This is a genomic window from Pseudomonas sp. HN2 (assembly GCF_020736465.1).
Taxonomy (GTDB): domain Bacteria; phylum Pseudomonadota; class Gammaproteobacteria; order Pseudomonadales; family Pseudomonadaceae; genus Aquipseudomonas; species Aquipseudomonas moraviensis_A.
This window is the reverse complement of the sequence record NZ_CP085885.1, coordinates 909,301-930,669: the sequence shown is the minus strand read 5'-3', so window position 1 is coordinate 930,669 and position 21,369 is coordinate 909,301. Positions and strand designations below refer to the sequence as shown.

17 protein-coding genes and 1 tRNA gene are annotated in these 21,369 nt (G+C 61.4%); 6 read left to right on the top strand and 12 right to left on the bottom strand.

The window, feature by feature from the left end; genetic code table 11:
• The first annotated feature begins 207 nt into the window (after positions 1-207).
• Positions 208-417 (top strand): endonuclease domain-containing protein, encoded by a 210-nt coding sequence (locus LIS66_RS27895; RefSeq protein WP_371919890.1) that lies wholly within the window; start codon positions 208-210, stop codon positions 415-417.
• Positions 398-577, top strand: coding sequence for a DUF559 domain-containing protein (locus tag LIS66_RS27890; protein WP_371919889.1), 180 nt, complete (start codon positions 398-400; stop codon positions 575-577). The genes LIS66_RS27895 and LIS66_RS27890 overlap by 20 nt, the downstream gene beginning before the upstream one ends.
• Before the next feature lie 211 nt (positions 578-788).
• Here the strand turns inward: LIS66_RS27890 and LIS66_RS03940 are convergent, their stop codons facing one another.
• The 4 genes from LIS66_RS03940 to ptsP form a co-directional block, all read right to left on the bottom strand.
• The gene (locus LIS66_RS03940; RefSeq protein ID WP_227973675.1) at positions 789-2,330 is read right to left on the bottom strand and encodes an alkaline phosphatase D family protein; all 1,542 of its coding nucleotides are present in this window, start codon (positions 2,328-2,330) and stop codon (positions 789-791) included.
• A 181-nt stretch (positions 2,331-2,511) separates the two neighbouring features.
• Positions 2,512-4,245 (bottom strand): PTS fructose-like transporter subunit IIB, encoded by a 1,734-nt coding sequence (locus LIS66_RS03935; protein ID WP_227973674.1) that lies wholly within the window; start codon positions 4,243-4,245, stop codon positions 2,512-2,514.
• Between the two features lie 11 nt (positions 4,246-4,256).
• Entirely contained in the window at positions 4,257-5,198 is a 942-nt protein-coding gene (gene pfkB / locus LIS66_RS03930; protein ID WP_227973673.1) for a 1-phosphofructokinase, read from the bottom strand.
• A complete protein-coding gene (ptsP, locus tag LIS66_RS03925; RefSeq protein WP_083354206.1) occupies positions 5,198-8,059 on the bottom strand; it encodes a phosphoenolpyruvate--protein phosphotransferase in 2,862 nt (953 codons plus the stop codon). Before ptsP ends, pfkB begins: the two co-directional genes overlap by 1 nt.
• A gap of 305 nt (positions 8,060-8,364) precedes the next feature.
• Between ptsP and cra the strand changes: the two genes are divergently transcribed.
• Positions 8,365-9,360, top strand: coding sequence for a catabolite repressor/activator (gene cra / locus LIS66_RS03920; protein ID WP_227973672.1), 996 nt, complete (start codon positions 8,365-8,367; stop codon positions 9,358-9,360).
• 3 nt (positions 9,361-9,363) lie between these two features.
• On the top strand, positions 9,364-10,140 hold the full coding sequence (locus LIS66_RS03915) for a TatD family hydrolase (protein WP_227973671.1): 777 nt from the start codon (positions 9,364-9,366) through the stop codon (positions 10,138-10,140).
• 124 nt (positions 10,141-10,264) lie between these two features.
• Here LIS66_RS03915 and LIS66_RS27885 read toward each other — a convergent pair whose 3' ends face one another.
• The 4 genes from LIS66_RS27885 to LIS66_RS03895 all read right to left on the bottom strand — a co-directional run bounded on the left by LIS66_RS27885 (position 10,265) and on the right by LIS66_RS03895 (position 16,219).
• Positions 10,265-10,954 carry a methyl-accepting chemotaxis protein gene (locus LIS66_RS27885; RefSeq protein ID WP_370695133.1) on the bottom strand — a complete coding sequence of 230 codons (690 nt, stop codon included), beginning with the start codon at positions 10,952-10,954 and terminating at the stop codon, positions 10,265-10,267.
• A 1,629-nt stretch (positions 10,955-12,583) separates the two neighbouring features.
• Entirely contained in the window at positions 12,584-13,423 is an 840-nt protein-coding gene (gene ampE, locus LIS66_RS03905; protein ID WP_042608870.1) for a regulatory signaling modulator protein AmpE, read from the bottom strand.
• Complete coding sequence (gene ampD / locus LIS66_RS03900) at positions 13,420-13,980, bottom strand: 1,6-anhydro-N-acetylmuramyl-L-alanine amidase AmpD (protein WP_042608869.1); 561 nt, start codon at positions 13,978-13,980, stop codon at positions 13,420-13,422. The genes ampE and ampD overlap by 4 nt, the downstream gene beginning before the upstream one ends.
• 64 nt (positions 13,981-14,044) lie before the next feature.
• The gene (locus LIS66_RS03895; RefSeq protein ID WP_227973670.1) at positions 14,045-16,219 is read right to left on the bottom strand and encodes a DUF1631 domain-containing protein; all 2,175 of its coding nucleotides are present in this window, start codon (positions 16,217-16,219) and stop codon (positions 14,045-14,047) included.
• A gap of 267 nt (positions 16,220-16,486) precedes the next feature.
• Here LIS66_RS03895 and nadC point away from each other — a divergent pair, with 267 nt between their 5' ends.
• Positions 16,487-17,335, top strand: a complete 849-nt coding sequence (gene nadC, locus LIS66_RS03890; RefSeq protein WP_227973669.1) for a carboxylating nicotinate-nucleotide diphosphorylase — start codon at positions 16,487-16,489, stop codon at positions 17,333-17,335.
• A 96-nt stretch (positions 17,336-17,431) separates the two neighbouring features.
• Here the strand turns inward: nadC and LIS66_RS03885 are convergent, their stop codons facing one another.
• Positions 17,432-17,731, bottom strand: a complete 300-nt coding sequence (locus LIS66_RS03885; protein ID WP_042608866.1) for a DUF6388 family protein — start codon at positions 17,729-17,731, stop codon at positions 17,432-17,434.
• Between the two features lie 275 nt (positions 17,732-18,006).
• Between LIS66_RS03885 and LIS66_RS03880 the strand changes: the two genes are divergently transcribed.
• Positions 18,007-18,501 carry a hypothetical protein gene (locus tag LIS66_RS03880; RefSeq protein WP_064364497.1) on the top strand — a complete coding sequence of 165 codons (495 nt, stop codon included), beginning with the start codon at positions 18,007-18,009 and terminating at the stop codon, positions 18,499-18,501.
• A gap of 7 nt (positions 18,502-18,508) precedes the next feature.
• On the opposite strand, the gene LIS66_RS03875 is transcribed toward LIS66_RS03880, so the two are convergent.
• The 3 genes from LIS66_RS03875 to rpsO all read right to left on the bottom strand — a co-directional run bounded on the left by LIS66_RS03875 (position 18,509) and on the right by rpsO (position 21,360).
• Positions 18,509-18,584: transfer RNA gene (locus LIS66_RS03875), tRNA-Thr, on the bottom strand.
• 196 nt (positions 18,585-18,780) lie between these two features.
• Entirely contained in the window at positions 18,781-20,886 is a 2,106-nt protein-coding gene (pnp, locus tag LIS66_RS03870; RefSeq protein WP_042608864.1) for a polyribonucleotide nucleotidyltransferase, read from the bottom strand.
• Positions 20,887-21,090: 204 nt separating this feature from the next.
• A complete protein-coding gene (rpsO, locus tag LIS66_RS03865) occupies positions 21,091-21,360 on the bottom strand; it encodes a 30S ribosomal protein S15 (RefSeq protein ID WP_016771751.1) in 270 nt (89 codons plus the stop codon).
• Between the last annotated feature and the right edge of the window lie 9 nt (positions 21,361-21,369).

Sequence of the window (21,369 nt, the reverse complement as noted above, 5' to 3'; positions counted from 1 at the left end):
CCGGAGGTAGAGGGGACCGATTGGGGGATGCTCGAGATCGACGCCGACCTGAGCGTCCTTCACTGAATCCAAAGCCATAATCACCTCGGTCTTCCAGGTCGATGCATGACGCAAGACACCTCGGTCAGCTCCCTCCGGGAGAGGGCCTGGGTGAGGGAAATGGACTACTGTTAAATCTCCAGTCAACTTCACAAGGATCGTGAAGCCATGCCAATCCGCCCCACCCTCGCCCAATTCGCCCGCCAGTTACGCACCAACCAGACAGATTGCGAACTCCTGCTCTGGCAGCGCCTGCGTTCCCGGCAGATCGCCAACCTGAAATTCCGCCGACAGTTTCCATGTCCACCGTATGTGCTGGACTTCTACTGTGTAGATTTGAAGTTGGCGATTGAGCTGGATGGGGGGGCAACACTATGAAACGGGCGGGATGATTCACGACCGGCGCCGGTCGAACTTCCTGTATCAACAAGGCATTCAAGTCGTGCGATTCAGTAATCTTGAGGTGCTTCAGCAGATGGACAATGTGTTGGAGCAGATCATCAGAATTGCGGCGGACAGGAGAATGCCCTCACCCTAGCCCTCTCCCAGAGGGAGAGGGGACCGACCGCAAATCATTTACGCTATACACCGACCTGAACGTCCTGCACTGAATCCAGAATCGTGCTGATTGCGGTACCCGATCCATAATCGCCTCGGTCTCCCAGGTCGATGTATGACGCAAGACACCTCGGTCGGCCCCCTCTCCCTCCGGGAGAGGGCTGGGGTGAGGGGCTTTTGATCTGGAGTAATTAGACTGGCTGCAACTTCTGCTCAAACACCGCCACGCCATCCAGATCCCGCAACACCACACTCATTTCGCCACTCTGCCCGTCAATATTCACCTCACCAAAAAACTGAAACCCGGCAAACGGCGAGGTGTTCTGCGCAGGCGGCGCTTTCTCGAACACCACCTCCGGGCCAAACGTCTTGTCCAACGGATTAGGCCCGAAACTGCCGGCATTCAGCGGCCCGGCGACGAATTCCCAGAACGGTTCGAAATCCTGAAACGCCGCGCGGTCCGGGTGATAGTGATGCGCCGCGCAGTAGTGCACATCCGCCGTCAAAAACACGAAATTGCGCACCTGCTGCGCACGCAGAAACCCGAGTAATTCGGCGATTTCCACTTCGCGGCCCTGCGCAGGTCCCGGGTCGCCGTTGGCCACGGCTTCCCAACGCGCAACGCCCGGGCTGACCTCGCCGTCCGGGACGCCAAGGCCGATGGGCATGTCGGCGGCGATGACTTTCCACTGCGCCTTCGATGCCTTTAATTCGCGCTTGAGCCAGTCCAGTTGCTCGCGGCCGAGAAAAGGTTTGGCCGCGCCAAGATTGTCATCATTGGCTTCGCGATAACTGCGCATATCCAGCACGAATACATCGAGCATCGGCCCGTAACCGAGCTTGCGATAGATCCGCCCGCCACCGTCCGCCGCCTGTAAGCGCATCGGCGCATATTCGAGCCATGCTTGCCGCGCGCGCCCCACCAGCTTGTGGATATCTTTCTCCTGATAGCGCTCATCCAGCTGTTTGCCTGGTGACCAGTTGTTGACCACTTCGTGATCGTCCCACTGCCAGATCTGCGGCACTTCGGCGTTGAAGCGGCGGATGTTTTCGTCCATCAGGTTATAGCGATAGTTGCCGCGATAGTCGTCGAGAGTCTGCGCGACTTTGCTCTTGGCTTCTGTGGTGATATTGCGCCAGACGCGGCCACTCTCGGTGGTCAGTTGCGCAGGCACCGGGCCGTCGGCGTAGATGGTGTCGCCGCTGTGGATAAAGAAGTCCGGCAGGCGCAGGCGCATGGCTTCGTAGATGCGCATGCCCCCGATGTCCGGGTTTATGCCGAAGCCCTGGCCGACGGTGTCGCCGCTCCAGACAAAACGGATGTCACGCCTGGCCGTCGGCACGCTGCGCAGATGACCGAACCACGGTTCGCTGGCCACGCCGGTCTGGGCGTCTTCGAAGTGCACGCGATAGAAGATTGCCTGGTTGGCCGGCAGGCCGGTGAGTTCAACGCGGGCGGTGAAATCGCTACGCGCATCGGCTAACGGCGAGACGAATTTGCGCGGGTTGCCGAACAGGCTGCCGGTGTCCCACTCGACCACCATGCGCGCCGGGCGATCGCTGCGGCTCCAGATCATCGCGCGGTCGCCGAGCAGGTCGCCGGACTGCACGCCGTCGGTGAGCTGCGGACGATCCTTGACCGAGGCAATCACCGCCGGCGCCAGCCCCGGCAGCAACAGCCCGGCACCAACCGCTTGCATGACGCGACGCCGGCCGAGATTGAAATCGCTCATGGTGTTCTCCCTGCAAAAGGGAAAACTTAAACACGGGTGTATGAACCCGCTATGACATTGGCCACACAGCAATTCAAATGTAGGAGTGAGCCTGCTCGCGATTGCGGTGGGTCAGTAACTTCAACACTCACTGACACATCGCTATCGCGAGCAGGCTCACTCCTACAAAGAGATCGCGTTGTCAGGCGTTGACGGGTTCGACTGCCAGCTCGACAGTCTCAGGCCTTTTGAGCAGCGCATACACCACCGCCGTGACCAGGCTCCCCGCGACAATCGCCAGCAGATACAGCAGCGCATGGTTGATCGCATTCGGGATCGCCAGCACAAACAAACCACCGTGCGGCGCCATCAGTTTGCAGCCGAAATACATCGACAAAGCGCCGGTCAGCGCACCGCCAGCGATGCTCGCCGGGATCACCCGCAGCGGGTCTTTCGCGGCAAACGGAATCGCCCCTTCGGAGATGAAGCACAGGCCGAGCACGAAAGCCGCTTTGCCGGCCTCACGTTCAGTCTGGGCAAACTTGCGCCGGGCAATGAACGTGGCGATGCCCAGGCCAATCGGCGGCACCATGCCCGCCGCCATGGTCGCGGCCATCGGTGCGTAACTCTGCGAGGCCAGCAGCCCCACCGAAAACGCATAGGCAGCCTTGTTGATCGGCCCGCCGAGGTCGACGCACATCATGCCGCCGAGCAACACGCCGAGCAGAATTGCGTTGGTGGTGCCCATGCTGTCGAGGAACTGCGTCAGCGCGGCGAGCATGCCGGCGACCGGTTTGCCGACCACGTAAATCATCACCAGACCGGTGACCAGACTGGCCAGCAACGGGATGATCAGAATCGGCTTCAACGCCTCCAGGCTCTGCGGCAACTTCACATAGCGGGCGATGGCTTTGGCGGCATAACCGGCAATGAAACCGGCAATGATCCCGCCGATGAACCCGGCGCCCAAGGTGCCTGCGAGTAGACCGCCGATCATCCCCGGCGCAAGGCCCGGACGGTCGGCGATCGAGTAGGCGATGTACCCGGCCAGCAGCGGCACCATCAATTTGAACGCAGTTTCGCCGCCGATCTGCATCAGCGCCGCCGCCAGCGTGCCTTCTTCCTTGTACGCGGTGATGCCGAACACGAATGACAACGCAATCAGCAAACCACCCGCCACCACCATCGGCAGCATGTACGACACACCCGTGAGCAGGTGCTTGTAGACGCCGGTTTTCTCGGACTTGGCCGCAGCCTTGCCGTCGCTTGCCGCACTTTCTACAGCGCCTTCAGCCAAGGCTTTTTTCAGCGTCGCTTCGGATTGCTTCAGCGCAACGCCAGTGCCGCAGCGATAGATTTTCTTGCCGGCGAAACGCTCGGTGGCGACGTCGATATCCGCCGCCAGCAGGACCACATCGGCCTCGGCGATGGCCGTTGCGCTGAGCGGGGTTTTCGCGCCCACCGAGCCTTGGGTTTCGACCTGCAATTCATAGCCCAGACGCTTGGCAGTCTGCTGCAACGCTTCGGCGGCCATGAAGGTGTGGGCGACACCGGTCGGGCACGCGGTGATAGCAACGATGCGCGGCGCACGCGGCGTATCGATCGCCGGTTCGACTTCGCTCGCCACGTAGACTTCTGCTTCTTCAGCACCGCGACGCAACACCGCTTCGACATCCTGCAAGGCCTGCGCCGGAGCGATCTGGAACACGCGCTTGCCGACAAACCGACTCATGTCCACCGCGCCAGTGGTGACCAGCAAGACCCACTCCGCCGCTTCAATGGTGGCGGCCGACAATTCGCGTTCCGGGTGCGCTGGATCGACCACTTCGACGCTGGTGCTCCAGCCCTGACGCTGCGCCGCTGCATCGAGCAGACGCGCGCACAGGACGCTGGTGACCATGCCGTTCGGGCAAGCCGTAACAATGGCTAACTTCATGACGAACCCTCTTATTGTTCTGTCAGGGGGCGCACGCGCACGCCCTGTTCGAGCTGCGCCAGTTGCGCAGGGTCGTTGATGCCAAAACCGATCTGGGTCACCGCCATCGCCGCAATCGCGGTGGCGGTGCGCAGGGTTTGTTCGGGGGTGTCGGCGCTGAGCAGACCGTGGAGCATGCCGGCGAGCAATGAATCGCCGGCACCGACCGTGCTGGCCACGCTGACCTTTGGCGGCGAGGCATGCAGGGCCGAGCCGACACTGAACCAGTTCACGCCGTCAGCGCCGTGGGAGATCACCACGTGCTCGATACCTTGCGCATGCAAGCGTGCCGCGGCTTGTGCTTCGGCGATTGGCGACACTACTTCGCAGCCGAGTGCGTGGGCCAGTTCTTCGGTGTTCGGTTTGATCAGCCAGGGGCTTGCCTGCAACGCGGCGCGCAGGGCTTCACCGCTGGAATCGAGGGCGACTTTCAAGCCGAGTGCATTGAGCTTGTCGACCAGCTCGCGCAGCCACTGCGCAGTGACCCCGCGCGGCAAACTGCCGGCGACCACTACCGCATCGTGCCCCGGCGCGATCTGCAGCAGGCGATCAAGCAACGCTTGCTGCGCATCTGCATCGACCACCGGGCCCGGGCCGTTGATGTCGGTGATGCGCCCGTCCTGCTCGGCGACCTTGATGTTGCTACGCGTCTCGCCGGGCACGCGGATGAACGCGTCGACAAAACCACGCTTGGCGAACAGGTTTTCGAATGCTTGCAGATTGTCTTCGCCGAGAAAGCCACTGACGGTGAGCTGATGGCCGAGGTCCGCCAGCACCTGGGCGACGTTGACGCCTTTGCCCGCAGCGTGGGTGTGCATCTCGTCGCTGCGATTGACCTGACCGGCATCCAGCCGTGACAGCTCGACGGTCAGGTCGAGTGCCGGGTTGAGGGTCAGGGTGAGAATCTTGGCCATTACAGGGCCTCCACTAATGCGCGCACTTCATTCGCGCTGCCCACGGCCAGGGCCTGTTGAGCGAGGGTTTGCGCCTGGGTCAGGCTGAGTTCACGGATGCGCGCCTTGACTTCGGCAATGCTGCGACCGGACACGCTGAGCTCGTCGACACCGAGGCCGACCAGCACCGGCACCGCCAGCGGATCGGCCGCCAGCTCGCCGCAAACGCCCACCCATTTGCCATGGGCATGGGCGGCGCGCACGGTGATGTCGATCAGTTGCAGCACCGCCGGGTGCAAGCCATCCGCCTGCGCCGACAGGGTCGGATGACCACGGTCGATGGCCAAGGTGTATTGCGTGAGGTCGTTGGTGCCGACGCTGAAGAAATCCACTTCCTTGGCCAGCACCGGCGCGAGCAATGCGGCCGACGGCACTTCGATCATGATCCCCAGTTGCAGATCGGCGACCGGAATTTCCTTGCGCAGACGCTCGGTCATGTCGCGGGCCTGGCGCCACTCTTCGACGCTGCCGACCATCGGGAACATGATCCGCAGCGGGCGGTTATCCGCTGAGCGCAGCAGGGCGCGCAGTTGCGCTTCCATGATCTGCGGACGCTGCAGGGTCAGACGAATGCCGCGCACACCGAGGAACGGGTTTTCTTCCTTGGCGATCGGCCAATATGGCAGCGGTTTGTCACCGCCGACGTCAAGCGTACGCACCACCAGCGGGCGCCCGGCGAGACCGTCGAGGACGCGACGGTATTCAGCTTCCTGCGTGGCCTCGTCCGGTGCCTGCGGGTGGGCCATGAAAATCAGTTCGGTGCGCAGCAGACCGATGCCTTCGGCGCCCTGCTCCACCGCACTGGTCACGCCTGCGCTTTCACCGATGTTGGCGAACACTTCGACCGCATGACCATCGGTGGTGTGCGCCGGTTGATGGCGTTGTTCGGCGGCAATCTTCAGGCGTTGCTCGCGGGTGTCGCGTTCTTCAGCGGCGCGTTGCAGCGTCGCGGCATCGGCGTCGACATGCAGACGGCCACGCTGACCGTCGAGCAACAGTGGCGTGCCCGGTTCGAGCAGCAACACCGCCGCACCCGCACCGACCAATGCCGGAATTCCGAGGGCACGGGCGACGATGGCGCTGTGCGCGGTAGCGCCACCGCGCGCAGTGAGAATCCCCGCGACCCGTGCAGGATCCAGACGCGCAACATCGGACGGGCCGACTTCGTCCATCACCAGAATGTACGGCTGCTCCGGCTCGTTCGCGGTTTGCACGCCACACAACTGCGCCAGCACCCGGCGACCGATGTCACGCAGATCCGCGGCTCGCTCGGCGAGCAAAGCGTCCTGCAGTGATTCCTGCTGTTTGGCCGCTGCTTCGATCACCGCCATCCACGCCGCTTCGGCGCTTTCGCCTTGCTTGAGGCGAGTGTCGACTTCGTCAGTCAGATCCGGGTCGTCGAGCATTTCCTGGTGGGTGATGAAAATCTCGCGGATTGCTTTGGCCTTGCTGCGTTCGATCAAGCCCTGAATGTCGCGGCGCACGTCGCTCAGCGCTTGCTTGAGGCGCTCGCGCTCGATCGCCGCCGACTCGCCGCGCAACGGGTAATCGATGGCCTGCAGCACCTGAATGTGCGCCGGGCCGATGGCGATGCCCGGGGCGGCGGGAATCGCTTGCAACAGGCTACCGGACGCCGGAGCGACCAGCACTTCGGCGATGTCGGCGATCACTTCGCGCTGCTGACTCACGGCCGGCAGCGGTTCGACCTCTTCACCGAGGCCTTCTTCAATCGCCGCGAGCAGGGCCGGCAAGGCATCGGCGGCGATGCTCGGTTCGGCGATCAGCTCCAGCACCTGACCGCGCCGGGCGCCGAGGCTGAGCAGTTTGCTCAGGCTCTTCACCGACACGGCACTGTCCTGACTGTCGACGATGCGCACGCGAATTTCGCCATCAAAACTTTTCGCCAGTTGCGCGAGGATCTTCGCCGGGCGCGCATGCAAACCGTGGGCATTGGCTAGGGCAATACGCGCGCTCGGCCAGTCAGCCGGCAACTCACCGCCCAATACTTCGAGGACTTTGCGGCTGCTGGTGGCGCGGCCCAGTTCGTGGCCGCGACCTTCGATCAGCAACGCGCACAAACGCTCGAGCAGTGCCTGATGCGCTTCGCCCAGGCTCGCCAGGCAGAACAGACCGCTGAGCGGCTGGCCGAGGTAGCGCATCGGTTTGTCCGGGGTGACGAATGCCAGCCCCGGACGCTTCACGGTCTGCTCGCTGTGCAGCCACCACAGGCCATCGCCCAATGGCAGCGCTTCGACTTGCTGCAACACGCCGGCAAAACCGTTGCTCACGCAATCGGCCTGACGCAGCAGACGCGCGCCGCGCCAGACCAGTTCTTCGAAATCGTCGGCCGACACACCGAGGCCGATCATCTGTGCGTCCAGCGCCAGTTCCTGCGGCGCGCCTTGCAGCAACTTCAGCAACGCTTCGGGCGAGCTGGCGCGACGCAGGGCCTGGCCCAGATCGGTCTCGCCGAGGGCGCGGGTCAACAGTTGCAGCAGACGCAGGTGTTCGTCGGATTTCGCCGCGATGCCGATCGCCAGATAGACGATCTGGCCATCGCCCCAGTCGACGCCGTCAGGAAACTGCATCAGGCGCACGCCGGTGGCGAATACCTGATCGCGGGTTTCCGGGGTACCGTGGGGAATGGCGATGCCTTGACCGAGAAAGGTCGAGCCCTGGGCTTCCCGAGCCTGCAGGCCGGCGAGGTAGCCGTCGGCCACCAGACCGTCGGCGACCAGATGACTGGCGAGCAATTGCAGGGCGGCGGGTTTATCCACGGCCGACTGGCCCATGGATATCTGCTCTATAGTGAGCTCAAGCATGCGATCTCCTTTTTGGCGCAGTTCAACGCCAGGTATTGTTTTGAATGGTTCACAGCTTAGGCGCTCTGCCGCGCTTTTCAGCGGCAGCTTTGGCGGTTTCACGGCAGGACCGGGCAAAGGCGTCTAAAACGTAGAAAATACGCTTGCTGAAACGTTTAATCTAGATTGATCGGCACGTTACTCGATAATGTCTCATCCTTGAAGTCCAACTGGTCGGATCTGCCTAGGCAATAAGTCGGCTGCCCTTATCGGGTAGGATTGGCGAAAATGTCGCGGCATGCTCGAAAAAACAAGGAAATACCGGGTTGAAACTCAGTGATATCGCGCGGTTGGCCGGCGTCTCCGTCACCACCGCCAGCTACGTCATCAACGGCAAGGCCGAACAGCAACGCATCAGTAACGCGACCGTCGAGCGCGTGCGCGCGGTGGTCGATCTGCATGGCTTTACGCCCAATCCGCAAGCGGCCGGCCTGCGCAGTCGGCACACGCGCACCCTGGGCTTTATCCTGCCGGATCTGGAAAACCCCAGTTACGCGCGGATCGCCAAGTTGCTCGAACAAGGCGCGCGGGCGCGCGGTTATCAATTGCTGATCGCCAGCTCCGACGATGCGCCGGACAGCGAACGTCAGCTCCTGCAACTGTTCCGCGCCCGGCGTTGCGACGCGCTGATCGTCGCCAGTTGTCTGCCCGCTGGTGATGACAGCTATCGCCAGTTGCAGGCCAAGGGTCTGCCGATCATCGCCATCGACCGGGTCATGGAGCCGGAGCATTTCTGCTCGGTGATCAGCGACGACCGCGAGGCCAGCCTGCACCTGACCCAGAGCCTGCTCGATCCACAGCCCAAGCAGATCGTGCTGCTCGGCGCCCGTCCGGAATTGAGCATCAGCCAGGAACGTGCCGCCGGTTTCCGCGAAGCGCTCAAAGATTTCCAAGGCGAGGTGCTGGTCGAGCACGCCGAGTCGTTCAGCCGCGAGTGCGGCAAGCAACTGATGGAAGAACTCCTGCAGCGGTTGGGGCATTTGCCTGACGCGCTGGTGACCACTTCTTACGTGCTGCTGCAGGGCGTGTTCGATGCACTGCATGATTTCCCGCTGAAATCACGGCCGCTGCGCCTTGGCACCTTCGGCGACACGCAGTTGCTGGATTTCCTGCCGCTGCCGGTCAACGCCATGTCCCAGCAACACCAGTTGATCGCCGACAAGGCCCTGGAACTGGCCCTGGCCGCGGTCGAGCAGGACGATTACCAGCCGGGCGTGCAAGCCATTGCGCGGACCTTCAAGCAGCGTATTCATCGGGACTGAAGCGTGGAGCTGATCGACAGTCACACCCATCTCGACTTTCCCGACTTCGACGCCGATCGCGCGGCGCTGCTGGCCGAAAGCCGCGCCCTCGGGGTGCGGCGCATGGTCGTGCTCGGCGTGCATCAGGGCAACTGGCAACGGGTGTGGGACCTGGTCCAGAGCGATGCCGACCTGTATGCGGCGTTCGGTCTGCATCCGGTGTTCCTCGATCAGCACCGCCGCGAGGATTTGCTCGCACTGGGTGACTGGCTGACACGCCTGCGCGGGCATCGGCAGTTGTGTGCGGTGGGCGAGATCGGTCTGGATTATTTCATCGAAACCCTGGACCGGGAGCGCCAGCAAGCGTTGTTCGATGCGCAACTGCAACTGGCGGCGGATTTCGACTTGCCGGCGCTGATCCACGTTCGCCGCAGCCATGCGGCGGTAATCGCCACGCTCAAACGCTTCAATCTCAAACGCGCCGGCATCATCCACGCCTTCGCCGGCAGCCGCGAAGAAGCGCGGGAATACATCAAGCTCGGTTACAAACTGGGTCTTGGCGGTGCACCGACCTGGCCGCAGGCATTGCGCATGCATCGGGTCCTGCCGGAACTGCCACTGCACTCGGTGGTGCTGGAAACCGACTCACCGGACATGGCCCCCGCCATGTTCCCCGGCCAGCGCAACAGCCCGGCGCATCTACCGGCGATTTGCGCGGCGCTGGCCGAGCTGATGAATATCACCCCTGAACAACTCGCCAACGTCAGCACCACCAACTGCTGCGAAGTCTTCGGCTGGTAACACCGCTATCCCCTGTGGGAGCGAGCCTGCTCGCGAAAGCGATCTGTCGGTGAGATCGTCAGTGCCTGCCCCACCGCCTTCGCGAGCAGGCTCGCTCCCACATTTTTGATCCGGCACCAGCCTCTCAGACGCGAAATGCGCTGATCAGTTGTTTGAGTTCAACCACCTGCGCCGACAGCGCGCGGCTGGCATCTTCGGTCTGGTGTGCCCCTTGCGCCGTGCGTTCGCCGGCGCGGTTGATCTCGACGATGTTCTGATCGATGTCATGGGCCACGGCGGTTTGCTGTTCCACGGCAGCGGCGATCTGCTGGTTCTGGTCGACGATCATGCCCACCGCGCCGAGAATATTTTCCAGCGCTTGCTGGACCTTCTCCGACTGCCCGACCGTGCCATTGGCCATCTGATGGCTGACGCCCATGGCCTTCACCGCCGCGCCGACGCCGCCATGCAGTTTGGCAATCATCTGCTCGATCTCCTCGGTCGATTGCTGGGTGCGCTTTGCCAGGGTGCGTACTTCGTCGGCGACCACGGCAAAACCGCGCCCCTGCTCGCCGGCCCGGGCCGCTTCGATCGCGGCGTTGAGCGCCAGCAGGTTGGTCTGCTCGGCGATGCTCTTGATCACCTCAAGCACACGGCTGATCGACTGGCTGTCACTGGCCAATTGATTGATCACCAGCACCGACTGATCAATCTCGCTGGCCAGCGCGGCAATGCTGCCCTGCTGCGATTCCACCAGACCCCGCCCGCTCAGGGTTTCGTCGTTGACGCTGTGGGCGCTACTCACCGCTGCCGCAGCACTGCGGGCAACTTCCATTGAGGTCGCCGACATCTGGTTCATCGCCGTCGCCACTTGTTCGATTTGCGTACGCTGCCCGGCGACAGCCTGATTACTCTGCGCCGACACGCGCTCCACTTGCCCGGCCTGACGCTCGACTTCGCCGACGGTGTGGCCAACGCGTTCGATCAGGTCGTGAATCTTCTTCACCGTGCCGTTGAACACCTCGCCCAATTCGCCCAGTTCATCGCGGCTGCTGGCCTTGAAGTTGACGGTCATGTCACCGGCCGCGACTCTGTCCATCATCGCCCCGAGGCTTTTCAGGGTGGTGCGGGTCGAGGCGTAGAAACCGCCGTAAAGATAGAAAATCAACACGAACACCACCGACAGCGCCGAGGCTTGCAGAACCATGTGCATGCGGTTCTGCGCCAGACGTTGCTGCAACTGGTTGTCGAGAAATTTCAGCGTGGCTTGATTCAGCTGATAGGTGTGTTCCAACAGGCCGGTGACCTGATCGTAAAACCCCTGCCACGGCGCATCGAGGGTGTCGGCCATCACCACTTGTTCTTCGAACAATTCGCTGGCCTGCTTGAGCGAGGCCTTGCTGCTGTCGGCCTGGGCGCTGAGCGATTCACGGGCAGCGCTGCTGGAACCGAGGGCGTCTTGCAGCTTCAGGGCGTACTCGGCCTGGAGTTTTTCGATCTGCACCAGCAACTCGTCAAAACGTGTACTCGAAGAACTGTTTAGAAAGCCCTGGCCCAACGAATACGAACCCATCGCCCGGCCTTCGCCGAGCGTCTGCGTGACGCTCGGGGTGATCAGCGTGACCAGTTCGCTGAGCTGGCGAATATCACTCTGGTTATCGCGGCTCAGCCCCGCCTGACTGGTGATGATCTGGCTGAAAATCTGCGCACTGGCCAGCAACTTGCCGATCAACGCGCTTTTGCTTTGCAGCGAGCTTTCCGCTTGTTGGGCTTTGAACGCGGCGATCATTTCATCGCGTTTGGCTTCGAATTGCCTGATCTGCTCGGGGTCTTCGGTCATCGCCGTCAGCCCTTCGAGGCGCGCGAGCACGGCCTGCTCCAAGGTCTGGATCTGCGCTTCGACATTGCCCGCCTTGCCGGACTGGCCGAGGGTGACGTCGATCTGCACCAGATTGTTCAGGGTTTCCAGATCCCGACGCAGGCTCAGGCTGCTGCCCAGCAGGTCGAGGCTCTGCAGTTCGACACGGGTGCCCTGAAATTCGCGATAGGAGTCGCGCACCAGATAGAAATTGGTCACCAGCATCGGCACCAGGAACAGCACGCTGATCAGGCTGAACTTCATGCCGAAGCTCAGACGGTTCATCAGCGAGACGGCGGGATAGAGCAAGCTCTTCACTGGAAGTCTCCCTTGGTTTTTCTTGTTTTTATTGGCAGGCGCGGGGCGACAGCAGATAGCCACTATCGGGCGCTATCCCTGTATAGCGCAAAACGGCGGGGGGTTTTGTAACTTAAGGTTAACAACGCAAGAACCAGCAACAGACCACTGTGGCGAGGGAGCTTGCTCCCGCTCGGCTGCGTAGCAGGCGCCAATCAGACAAAAGCGTTGCAGGTGACGAACAGCGAGGGCGGCTTCGCCACCCAGCGGGAGCAAGCTCCCTCGCCACAATATGTTCATTTCAGATCGTCAGTGAACCAGAACAGTCCACAAGGCAAACCCGGCATACCACAGCACTGCCGCGCGCAGCAGCAGTTCCCACAGGCAGTCGAGGGTGTTGATGCCGTCCGGGCCGACCGCTGGCGGCGGGATTTCCCCGGCGGCCAGGCCGACCTTGTTGATCAACTGTGCAGCGCTGATGTTCCAGTTGAGCAGCTCATGCAGCATCACTCGGCTGACCGCGACGAAGTTGCCGACCAGGGCCAGACTCGCCGCCAGCAAACGCACCGGCACCCAATCGAAAGCGTGACGCAACTGCGCCGCACGCTCGACCAGCGCCGGATTGTTGCCGTGCTCTTCGGCCAGCGCCAGCAAGCGATAGGCCAATGCCGCCACCGGGCCGAGGAGGAAGTACCAGAAGATCACCGCGAAGAAACTCTGATAGGCCTGCCACAGCAGATGCCCTTGCACCCGCTCGAGCAATTGCTCGCCGCTGTCGGCGCAGATGTTCAGGTCGCGCTTGGCCACGTGCGCCGCCGCTTGCAGATCCTCGCGGCGCCAGGCATCGCGGAACGGGCCGAGGCCGCCGAGCAGATCGCCGCGTCCGAGGCTGTAAATCACCACCAGCAAATGCACCGGCAGCGCCAGCAAACCGTACGCCACCGGCTCCAGCACCAGCAACAACAGCGCCAGCAATGCCACCGGGAACAGCACCAGTATCGTCAGCACCAGCCACGGTTGTTTCGCCAGCCGCTCACCGGCTTCGAGTTTGTGCAGTTCGCGGATCCATCCGCCATCGCGTTGAAGCCGATGGCGCAGGGCCGAAAACTTCTCGATCCACAGCGCCAGCAGTAACACCAGAAAACTCATTGTCCTTCCTCTTTTGCCAGGGCCGCGCGGTAGCGTGCCCAGTCGAATGCCGGTCCCGGATCGGTCTTGCGCCCCGGCGCGATATCGCTGTGGCCGCAGATGCGCTGATCGGTGATCGCTGGAAAACGCTCCTGCAACTGCCGGGTCAGCGCAATCAGCGAGCGATATTGTTCGTCGGTGAACGGCAGATCATCGGTGCCTTCCAGCTCGATGCCCACGGAAAAATCGTTACAGGTTTCACGACCTTCGAACAGCGAAACGCCGGCATGCCACGCCCGCTCCAGACAGGAGACAAACTGGGTGACCTTGCCGTCACGTTCGATCAGAAAATGCGCCGAGACGCGCAGGTCAGCGATGCCTGCAAAGTACGGGTGTTCGGTGACATCCAGACGATTCTGGAAAAATTCCTGCACCTTGCCCGTGGCGAATTGCGCCGGCGGCAGGCTGATGTTGTGGATGACCAACAGGGACACTTCGCCCGCCGGGCGCTCATTGAAGTTGGGTGACGGGCAGATCTGCACGCCATGACACCACCCGCTCGCGGGATCCAACTGCATACCGATTCCTTCAACGCCGACCATGTGGGCGCCCAGTATGCCGCGATCCGCCCTTGCCGCGCGATCACTTGCCGCGATTGAGTCGCCGCAGGTCGCCCAGCACCGTTTCAAGTGCGCGGTCGAACAGCAAAGTGTCCTCCAGCGCGCGGGCGCCACCACGGCTGAACGCCATGGCCAGATCGGTGCGATCGCGCTCCAGTACTTTCATGCCGGTGCGGTCGACGAAAACGTACTTGCCGGTCTCATCGATGATCGCCGCGAGCTTGCAACGCAAGGTCTGCTCGTCGTTCTCGTCGAACACCACCCAGTTGCCCACACGCAACTGCTCGACCTGACAGAGACCGGCATCGTCTTGCGCCGGGCGCGGCGATGGCGTAGCGGCATCAGTCAGGTCGGCGCTGTGCTGCAAGAGCTGCGGCGTGACTTCGATCAGGCTGTGATCGGCGTCGTCGGAGCGTTCCAGCACGCGCACGTGCAGCGCCTCCAGTTCACTGAAGAATTCGCTGGTGGCAAACGGGTCGAACGCCGTGCTGCTCAGGCCATCGCGCAGCGACTTGAGCAAGCCGGGCACCAGTGCCAACAGACGCAGGCTGGATTCGCCGTCGTCATGGCGTTGCACACTCCAGATCAACTGTTCCATGGTCTGCACGTCGGCGTGCCATTCGGCGGACTGATCGCCATGCTTCAGACAGGTCAGCAACAGCACGTTGCTCCAGGCCTGCTGAACGAAACCGACCACCGAGGCCGGCAGCACTTTGCCCGATAACGCCTGCTGCAGCGCCTGCGCTACGCGACGCTGAGCCAGCTCGGCTCTCGCCCGACCTTCCTCGGCATCGCGCAGGCGTTGTTCGAGCAGTTCGGTGCGGCGGCGTTCGTCCTGGGTGAAGGCGAGGAAATCGGCAAGCAGTTCGGAGAAGATCGCCGGGTCGTCGACGAACTCGCTCAGCAAGCGCTGCACCACTTGCTCGATGCGCACGTAGAGGCTGTCCCGCTCAGCACCATCGCAATCGCTCCAGCCCATTGCGGCCTCGGCGATTTCATTGAGCAGGCGCCGCGCCGGATGGGTGCTGCGGCTGAAGAAACTCTTGTCCAGTACGGCGACCTTGAGCATCGGAATCTGCAATCGGGCGATCAGTGCCTTGAGCGCGTCGGGCACGTTGCGATCCTCGAGGATGCAGTCGAAGACCATGGCGATCAGGTTGATCACATCTTCATCGGCAGTCGCGACGACGCGGGAGCGGCCACTTCTGACGCTGACCCGGGTCAGCAGCTGTTCGAGCTGATGACGCAGATCGAAATCTTCCTGAGCCTCCAGCGCGGGTACGTATTGCTGCAAGTGCGACAACAACCGCAGCAGGTCGCGGGTATTGATCGGATGCGCCGGGGCGCCGGGCTCCAGTGTCGGGGTGACACGGCCGCGCACGTGAGCGAGCAGTTGCTGCAGCGCGGCAAATACTTCCTCGACGCCTTCGTCCGCTGGCGGCGGCGCGTCGAGTTCTTCAACGAACGGGTCGCCTTCCCCACGCTCAACAGGACGCCGCGTTGTGGCCGGTTTCAGATGCGGCAATACGCCGGTGGCGAGCAGCAACTGATTGGCCTCGGCATACAGCTGTTCGGTGTCGGCCAGCACGTAGCGTTCGAACAGCTTGAGCAGGATCAGCTTGACCTTGATCTCGACGCCAAGATTACGCCCGGCCTGCAGGAAATATTCGCAGAGCATCGCCGGACTCAGCGGATTGTGCTGATCGTCGAGACGCTTGCCGAGCATCGAGCTGAACCGCGCGGTCAGTTGATCGAGGGCGAAGCCGTCGCGCTTGAGCACGCGGCTGACCATGGTCTGCACGGCGACGGTGCGTTCCATGGCATCGGTGCGCGGCGCCGCATCTTCGACCACCAGCGTGCGTGGCAAGGTAATGGTGGCAGGGTCGTATTGAGTGAGACCGGCGAAGGCTTCGAAAAACAGCTCGAGAAAGCCGCGCTCGATGTTCTTGCGCTTGAGGCGCAGGTCGCGCATGGCTTCGAAAAAGATGTTCTGATCGACGTCGTTGCGCGCCCGGTCGGCCATTTCGAACAGCGTGTCGTCGGCGTTATCGAACAGTTCCTGCAGATCGTGGCGCAGCTGCTGCGCAGCCTTGTCGCGAACCTGCAGCAGAATCACCGGCAGGCGGGCAAGCGGCGAGTGCTCCGCCAAATCGGCAGTCGCCCGGTGCAGAGGCACCACTTTCCCGTCGTTACGCATCCAAGCCTCCTGGAACAGTGATTCGGTTCGTCGCTTTGACACCGCCTCTCGCAGAGTCGTTCGTCAAAGCCATGACGTCAAATACAAGGCGGATTATCTGGCAAAAGATGGCGGCGATGCTATAGGCCTCAGGGTTTCCCCTATACGCCACGAACCCCGCACTCGGCTGAGAAAATCGACCTGATGCAGGCAGGCACGCGCGTTCTCGCCTTGGGTTGGCTCGCGCCCTGCCCCTATAATCGAATCACTTTGTTTGTGGAGTCCGTTATGCCGAATCTACGTCTCGCCGATCTGACCGCCGAAATCGAAAACAACGTGCGCCGTGCGTTGCTCGAAGACGTCGGCAGCGGCGACATCACCGCGCAACTGATCCCGGCCGAACGCCTGGCCAAAGCCACCATCATCACCCGTGACGAGGCCGTCATCTGCGGCACCGCGTGGGTCGATGCGGTGTTTCGCCAGCTCGATCCGCGTGTGGCGGTGCATTGGCAAGTGGTCGACGGCCAGCGGGTCAAGGCCAATCAGCCGCTGTTTCACCTGGAAGGCCCGGCTCGCTCACTGCTGACGGGTGAACGCAGCGCGTTGAACTTCCTGCAGTTGCTGTCCGGCGTGGCGACGCGCGCGCAGTACCTGGCTGACTTCGTCGGCGCGACGCAGGTCAAGTTGCTCGACACCCGCAAGACCCTGCCGGGCCTGCGCCTGGCGCAGAAATACGCGGTGACCTGCGGCGGCTGCCACAACCACCGGATCGGTCTGTACGACGCCTTCCTGATCAAGGAAAACCACATCGCCGCCAGCGGTGGCATCGCTGAAGCCGTGGCCGCCGCGCACAAGATCGCCCCGGGCAAACCGGTGGAGATCGAAGTGGAAAGCCTTGAGGAGTTGCAGAAAGCGCTGGAAGCCGGCGCCGACATCATCATGCTCGACGAACTGAGTCTGGACGACATGCGCGAAGCGGTGCGCCTGACCGCCGGCAAAGCGAAACTGGAAGCCAGCGGTGGCATCAACGAAAGCACACTGCTGCCGATCGCCGAAACGGGCGTGGATTACATCTCGATTGGCGCGATGACCAAGGATGTCAAAGCGGTGGATCTGTCGATGCGACTCAGTCTCTGAGCTGCAAGCTGCAAGCTGCAAGCTGCAAGCTGCAAGCTGCAAGCTGAGCGATTGTGCTTTTACTTGTAGCTTGCAGCTTGAAACTTGTGGCTGCTTTTAAACGACGAGATTATTCATCTCGCAGTACTCATCCCACTCGACACCCAAGACTTCAGCCGCTTCCTTGTGCAGTACGAGGCGCTGCGCTTCGAACTCTTCCGGCGTGCTGGTGTACTTGAGGGTCAGCTCCCAAGGCTGCAAGCCCTGCGCTTCGGCTTCGTCTTCGAAGGCCCACTGGATCTGGTCTTTCTGATCATCGGGACTCAAGTCCTTGATCTCTTCCTTCAAGTCCGGCACATCCAGAAGGTATTTTTCCAGCGCTTGTTCGTGGCGTTGCTCTTGGGTCAATTCAGTCATGGGGTTCTCGCTGATCTTAGGAATGGAGGATGGATCTGGATCATCAAGGATCTCTCTGACGCGGACTGGCCGGCCTTCGGAACCATTCGGGATCATCTGAAAACTGCTAAGCGATGCTCATGCAGGCACAGAATATAGGACGTTTGCATGACGAATTACACGGCTCTTTACATCTCTTGCACAAAAAGCTGACCTGCGGAACATAAACGCGTAATCCAAGTCATAGCGATGTGCCACTTCGGTACACAACATGCTGTTCACAAGGAAAACCAGTGATGCGCAGCTTCTTGAAAATCTCCGCGATTGTCTCTACTACCACTTTGATCGCAGCTCTGGCCTTTCCCGCCAGCGCCATGGCCGTTGAGCTGAGTTCGAGCAGCGCGTCCTATGGCGACAAGGTTTCACTCATCCACAACGATTATGGCAAGGACGTCGTGATCAAAAGCGATATCAGCATTGATGAGCTGCAAAAGATGCGCGACACCCTCAATGACCAGTCGCGCCAGATCGAAGAATTCAAACGTAGCAGCGGTTCGGGTTCAACCGCCAGCGCCAAGGAGATCGACGAACTGAAGAACAGGGTCAAGGAACAGGACCGCGAACTGGAAAGCCTCGGCCGCCAGGTTGAAGAACTCAAGCGAAACAGCGGCTCAAGCTCCAACTCGAACAGCAGCGAGATCTCGAATTTGAAGCAGATGGTCAACAATCAGGATCGGGACATGGATCAGCTTAAACGTACTGTCGAGGATCTGAGCCGCAAGGTGAAATAAACGAGGATGGTGCCCGAGACAGGAATCGAACCTGCGACCTTCGCGTTACGAGTGCGCTGCTCTACCGGCTGAGCTACACGGGCGATGGGCTAAACCTAGCATCGGTTTTCACAAAAGCAAAGATCGCAGCCTGCGGCAGCTCCCACATGATCGGATTATCAAACCGCTTCTGTGGGAGCTGCCGCAGGCTGCGATCTTTTGCTCTTTATTCAAGGCAAAAAAATGCCCCCGCCGTTTGCACGGCGGGGGCATCTTCATTGCGCTAAAGCGTTGGGGTGATTAAACGCCCGAAGCCTTGGCAGCTGCCACGTCTTTGATGGACAGCTTGATACGGCCGCGGTTGTCCACGTCCAGTACCAGCACTTCGACTTCCTGGCCTTCTTTGAGGATGTCGGTGACTTTCTCTACGCGAGCGTCGCTCAGCATCGAGATGTGCACCAGACCGTCCTTGCCCGGCAGGATGTTGACGAATGCGCCGAAGTCGACGATGCGCTCAACCTTGCCGACGTAGATCTTGCCGATCTCGGCTTCTGCCGTGATGCTCAGAACGCGCTGACGCGCGGCTTCTGCGGCATCCTTGGTTTCGCCGAAGATCTTGATCGAACCGTCGTCTTCGATATCGATCGAAGCCTTGGTTTCCTCGCAGATCGCACGGATGGTCGCGCCACCTTTACCGATAACGTCACGGATCTTGTCGGTGTCGATCTTCATCGCGATCATGGTCGGAGCGTTGGCCGACAGCTCGGTACGCGACTGGCCAATGATCTGGTTCATCTGGCCGAGGATGTTCAGGCGCGCTTCAAGGGCCTGGCCCAGAGCGATTTCCATGATCTCTTCGGTGATGCCCTTGATCTTGATGTCCATCTGCAGCGCGGTCACACCTTTGGCGGTACCGGCTACCTTGAAGTCCATGTCGCCCAGGTGATCTTCGTCGCCGAGGATGTCGGTCAGGACGGCGAACTTCTCGCCTTCTTTAACCAGACCCATGGCGATACCGGCCACCGGTGCTTTCATCGGTACACCGGCGTCCATCAGCGCGAGGGAAGCGCCGCACACGGAAGCCATCGAGCTCGAACCGTTGGATTCGGTGATTTCCGACACCACGCGGATGGTGTACGGGAACACGTCAGCGGCTGGCAGCATGGCCGAAACCGAACGACGGGCCAGACGGCCGTGACCGATTTCGCGACGACCGGCGCCACCCATGCGACCACACTCGCCTACCGAGAACGGCGGGAAGTTGTAGTGCAGCATGAACGGGTCTTTCTTTTCGCCTTCCAGGGTGTCCAGCAGTTGCGCGTCACGGGCGGTGCCCAGTGTTGCCACAACCAGTGCCTGGGTTTCACCACGGGTGAACAGCGCCGAACCGTGAGTCTTCGGCAGAACGCCGACTTCGATGTTCAGCGGACGTACGGTGCGGGTGTCGCGGCCGTCGATACGTGGCTTGCCGTTGACGATGTTTTCGCGAACGGTGCGGTACTCGATTTCGCCGAAGGCTGCCTTGACTTCAGCAGCGCTAGGCTGGCCTTCTTCACCGGACAGCTTGGCAACCACTTGGTCACGCAACTCGCCCAGACGCGCGTAGCGGTCGGCCTTGACGGTGATGGTGTAAGCCTGGGAGATCGCTTCGCCGAACTCGGCACGGATCGCGCCCAGCAACTCGGTGGCTTCAGGCTGTGGAGCCCAGTTCCAGGTTGGCTTGGCGGCTTCGGCAGCCAGTTCCTTGACTGCGTTGATCACAACCTGGAATTCGTCGTGAGCGAACAGTACCGCGCCCAGCATCTGGTCTTCGGTCAGCTCTTTGGCTTCCGATTCAACCATCAGCACGGCGTCGGAAGTACCGGCAACGACCATGTCCAGGCTCGAAGCGGCTTGCTGTTCATAAGTCGGGTTCAGCAGGTAGCCGGTGCTTTCGTGGAAAGCCACGCGAGCGGCGCCGATCGGGCCGTCGAATGGAATGCCGGAAATGGCCAGGGCAGCCGAGGTACCGATCATCGCAGCGATGTCCGGATCGGTCTTCTTGCTGGTGGAAACGACGGTGCAGACAACCTGCACTTCGTTCATGAAGCCTTCTGGAAACAGCGGACGGATCGGACGGTCGATCAGTCGGGAAGTCAGGGTTTCTTTCTCGGAAGGACGGCCTTCACGCTTGAAGAAACCGCCAGGGATCTTACCGGCAGCGTAAGTCTTTTCCTGGTAGTGAACGGACAGAGGGAAGAAACCCTTGCCCGGATCGGCTTGCTTTGCACCGACAACAGTCACCAACACGCTGACGTCGTCGTCAACGGTGACCAATACTGCGCCGGAGGCCTGACGGGCGATACGGCCTGTCTCGAGGGTAACGGTCGATTGACCGAACTGGAATTTTTTGATTACCGGGTTCACGGTGTCCTACCTTCTTTGTGGCTCTTGGGGGAAACGGTTTCTTGCGAATTCTTGGGCAATCTCGGGAATCGGCCCGATGGCAATTGTCCGGGTGTTACAGGTAAAGCCATGCTGCAGATAAAACTTGAGGCTGGGAGCCTGCAAGGCGCCAGCGGAAAACCGCTGACGCCCGACAGACCACCAACCTCATAGCGCAATCGCTGATTAGCGACGCAGACCCAGGCGAGCGATCAGAGCGGCGTACCGGCTCACGTCCTTGCCTTTCAGGTAGTCCAGCAGCTTGCGACGCTGGTTAACCATGCGGATCAGACCACGACGGGAGTGGTGATCTTTACCGTTGGCCTTGAAGTGACCTTGCAGTTTGTTGATGTTGGCGGTCAGCAGTGCAACCTGCACTTCTGGCGAACCAGTGTCACCAACAGCTTGCTGGTAGTCAGCAACGATTTGAGCTTTTTCTTGAACGTCGAGAGCCATGAGGCAATC